Genomic DNA, 3645 nt, shown 5'->3' with positions numbered 1-3645 from the left:
TCGACGGCTTCTCCATCGGCTCCAACGACCTGACCCAGCTGACCCTGGGCCTGGACCGCGACTCCGGGATCATCGCGCACCTGTTCGATGAGCGGAATCCGGCGGTGAAGAAGCTGCTGGCCAACGCGATTCAAGCGTGCAACAAGGCGGGCAAGTACATCGGGATCTGCGGTCAGGGTCCTTCGGACCACCCGGACCTGGCCAAGTGGCTGATGGAACAGGGCATCGAAAGCGTGTCCCTGAACCCGGACTCGGTGCTGGAAACCTGGTTCTTCCTGGCTGAGGGTCAGGCTCCGGCTTGATCTGGTAGTGGGATAGGCGCCGGCATTCCTCTTGGGGATGCCGGCGCTTTGCTTTTTATTCAGGGTGTGTTCAGTGAGCGTTTTGGGGCTGCTTTGCAGCCCTTCGCGAGCAAGCTCGCTCCCACAAGGTATGCACAAATCCTGTGGGAGCGAGCTTGCTCGCGAAGGGCCGCAAAGCGGCCCCAATTGGCTTAACTGACAGGCATCAAGCGCAGCCGCGCCCTTTTTCGTGCAAGAAACCTATGCAAAGCAGCAGTTCCCTATTTCCCGTAGCCCTGCTCAGGGCCGAACGTTGCGGCGACCTGAGCGAGGACGTCTACCGCCTGAAGGCCGGCAACAGCCCTGACCCGAGTGTCGAGCTGGCGCTGACCCGCCTTGGCCTGGCCGATCAGGAACAGGCCCGGGGCGTGCCGGTGATCCTTCTGCACGGCAGCTTTTCCAACCGGCGCTTCTGGTTCTCGCCCAAAGGCATTGGCCTGGGCGCCACGCTGGCGCGCGCCGGCTTCGATGTCTGGATTCCGGAAATGCGCGGCCACGGCCTGTCGCCGCGCAATCGCGACTATGCGCGCAACCGCGTGGCCGATTACGCGGGCTACGACCTGCCAGCCATCGCCGCCTTTATTAATGAAATAACCGGGCAGCCGGCGCACTGGCTCGGCCATTCCCTCGGCGGCACCACCTTGGCCGCAGCCCTGGGCGGGCGCTACCTGGACGAGTCGCTGATCGCCAGCGCGGCCTTTTTCGGCACCCAGGTCAGCCGCACCTACTGGCCGCTGAAGATCCCGCCGGTGGAGTGGGGCAGCCGTCTGCTGCTCAAGCGCTTCCCGCATATTTCCGGTTCACGCCTCAAGCGCGGGCCGGAAGACGAGCCGATTGGCCTGGCCATAGAAAGCATGCGCTGGTTCGGCCTGTTCGGGCGTTTCGGCGAGAAGGACCGCGACTGGTGGGCCGGTCTGGCCGAAGTCCGCGTGCCAGTGCTGGCCGTGGGCGGGGCAGGGGACTTCCAGGACCCGGTCTGGGCCTGTCGCAAGCTGTTCGAGCAGATCGGCAGCGAGGACAAGCGCTTTGTCACCCTCGGCGTGGCCCACGGATTCGACAACTTCGGCCATGTGGATATGCTGGTGAGCAAGCCTGCGCAGACCCAAGTCTGGCCGCTGGTGGAGCGCTGGTTGCGTGATCCGTTGTCGATGGTCGAGCGTCCGGCCACCGAGGAAGTTTCTCCGGAGCCGGTTAGCGGCTAAGATGTGACGTTTTTCGGGTTTATGGTCACTTTTTGAGTTTTCGCCATGTTCGTTGCCCTCGAGCGTTTGATCAATCTGCAGGACGGTTACCGCAAGACCTTTCGGGTCAACGGCCAAGGGTTGTTGCTCCTGGTTGTGGATAACCGCCCGGTGCTGCTCGAAGACCGTTGCCCCCACCAGGGCGCGCCGCTGGCACAGGCCACGCTTGAGGGCGATGTATTGCGTTGCCCGCGTCATGGTCTGGCGTTCAACCTGTCTTCCGGCCGGGCCTTGCAGCCGGGGTGTCCGGCCTTGAACCTGTTCAAGCTGGCCTACGAGGGTGACCGCATCGGCATTGACCTGTAGGCTGGATCTGGTCTAAAGCCGTATTGCCAGATTTCGTCCGTTTCAGTGATCGTGAATTCCGACATTCATCCATCTTGGTTCTGACAGGAGTTTTCCCATGCATTACGTAACGCCTGATTTGTGCGACGCCTACCCTGAGCTGGTGCAGGTGCTGGAGCCGATGTTCAGCAACTTCGGCGGTCGCGATTCGTTCGGCGGCGAGATCGTCACCATCAAGTGCTTCGAGGACAACTCGCTGGTCAAGGAGCAGGTGGAGCTCGACGGCAAGGGCAAGGTCCTGGTGGTCGACGGCGGCGGTTCGCTGCGCCGTGCGCTGCTGGGCGACATGCTCGCCGAGAAGGCGGCGAAGAATGGCTGGGAAGGCCTGGTGATCTACGGTTGCGTGCGCGATGTGGACGTCCTGGTGCAGACCGACGTCGGCGTGCAGGCCCTGGCCAGCCACCCGATGAAGACCGACAAGCGCGGCATCGGCGACCTCAATGTCGCGGTGACCTTCGCGGGTGTCACTTTCCACCCTGGGCAGTATGTGTATGCGGACAACAATGGCGTGATCATCTCGCCAAGCCCGCTGAAGATGCCTGAGTAATCCCTTAAGACAGGACGATGGAGTAAGGATGTTCGAGGAAGAAAACGCGCAGTGGGGGCTGGTTCATGCCCTGGTTCTCGATGGCAGGGGCGGTGCGCGTTCCATCGCTCGGACAGAACTCGATGCCCTGCAGTTGCAGCCGGAGGAAAGCCTCTGGCTGCACTGGGACCGCGGGCATCCGCAGACCCAGACCTGGTTGCGCCAGGACAGCGGGCTCAATGAGTTCTCCTGCGACCTGCTGCTGGAAGAAAACACCCGGCCGCGCATGTTGCCGCTGCCGGATGCGCAGATGCTCCTCTTTCTGCGTGGCATCAACCTGAATCCCGGTGCCGAGCCTGAAGACATGGTCTCGGTGCGTATCTTTGCCCAGGCGCAGCGGGTGATCTCGCTGCGCCTGCGGCCGTTAAGGGCGACCGATGAGTTGTTGCAGCAACTGGACGAGGGGCGTGGACCGCGTACGGCCTCGGAGTTGTTGCTGGGGCTGGCGCAGTTGCTGACAGACAAGATCCAGGCGGTGGTGTCGGATCTTTCCGAGCTGGTGGATGACGAGGAAGAGAAGCTCGAGGCTGACGAGCGTTATGCGCCTGATCATGGTGCCTTGCAGCAGATGCGTCGCCGCGCTGCTGGCTTGCGGCGGTTTCTTGCGCCGCAGCGGGAGATCTATGCGCAACTGGCGCGCAATAAATGGCCTTGGTTCTGCGAAGACGATGCCGACTACTGGAACGAGCTGACCAACAGCCTGATTCGTTATCTCGAAGAGCTGGAACTGACCCGGGAGCGGGTGGCGCTGGTGCTGGAGAGTGAGGATCGACGGTTGAATGAGCGGATGAACCGGACGATGTATCGGTTCGGGATCATTACCTGCATTTTCCTGCCGATGAGTTTCCTGACCGGGTTGCTGGGCATCAATGTGGGTGGCATTCCCGGGTCTGAGAGTCCGTATGGCTTCCTTTATGCCAGTCTGCTGGTCGTTGGCCTGGCCCTTGGTCAATGGTGGCTGTTCCGCCGGTTGCGGTGGGTCTGACCTCATGCTGATCAAAGCACGCCGCGAACCCTGTGGGAGCGGGTTCACCCGCGATTACGATAGTGGCTGCACCACCGCAATCGCTGGCAAGCCAGCTCCCACAGTGACCGTGTCGGTCATAAAACTTGTGGCTGGCCGCGAACCCTG

At 62.1% G+C, this 3645-nt stretch carries 5 protein-coding genes; all 5 read left to right on the top strand.

What is annotated here, in order from left to right; all coding sequences use genetic code 11:
• Window positions 1-302, top strand: a 302-nt coding sequence (locus tag PSEMO_RS27405; protein WP_305955609.1) for a putative PEP-binding protein, incomplete at its 5' end; no start/stop codon positions are given.
• Window positions 303-544: 242 nt separating this feature from the next.
• The gene (locus PSEMO_RS27400; protein ID WP_075806021.1) at window positions 545-1543 is read left to right on the top strand and encodes an alpha/beta fold hydrolase; all 999 of its coding nucleotides are present in this window, start codon (window positions 545-547) and stop codon (window positions 1541-1543) included.
• 45 nt (window positions 1544-1588) lie between these two features.
• Window positions 1589-1888 carry a Rieske (2Fe-2S) protein gene (locus PSEMO_RS27395; RefSeq protein WP_075806020.1) on the top strand — a complete coding sequence of 100 codons (300 nt, stop codon included), beginning with the start codon at window positions 1589-1591 and terminating at the stop codon, window positions 1886-1888.
• Window positions 1889-1985: 97 nt separating this feature from the next.
• A complete protein-coding gene (gene rraA, locus PSEMO_RS27390; RefSeq protein WP_075806019.1) occupies window positions 1986-2474 on the top strand; it encodes a ribonuclease E activity regulator RraA in 489 nt (162 codons plus the stop codon).
• A 28-nt stretch (window positions 2475-2502) separates the two neighbouring features.
• Entirely contained in the window at window positions 2503-3498 is a 996-nt protein-coding gene (locus PSEMO_RS27385) for a zinc transporter ZntB (RefSeq protein ID WP_075806018.1), read from the top strand.
• Window positions 3499-3645: the final 147 nt, after the last annotated feature.

The sequence above is a fragment of the Pseudomonas putida genome (genome assembly GCF_001941965.1).
GTDB lineage: Bacteria > Pseudomonadota > Gammaproteobacteria > Pseudomonadales > Pseudomonadaceae > Aquipseudomonas > Aquipseudomonas putida_L.
Note: the sequence above shows the minus strand (reverse complement) of the source record. Positions and strands in the feature narration are given on the sequence as shown.

Excerpts from the sequence above, each read along its gene's own strand:
- PSEMO_RS27400 (WP_075806021.1), top strand. The coding sequence starts at position 545 with ATGCAAAGCAGCAGTTCCCTATTTCCCGTAGCCCTGCTCAGGGCCGAA.
- PSEMO_RS27395 (WP_075806020.1), top strand. The coding sequence starts at position 1,589 with ATGTTCGTTGCCCTCGAGCGTTTGATCAATCTGCAGGACGGTTACCGC.
- rraA (WP_075806019.1), top strand. The coding sequence starts at position 1,986 with ATGCATTACGTAACGCCTGATTTGTGCGACGCCTACCCTGAGCTGGTG.
- PSEMO_RS27385 (WP_075806018.1), top strand. The coding sequence starts at position 2,503 with ATGTTCGAGGAAGAAAACGCGCAGTGGGGGCTGGTTCATGCCCTGGTT.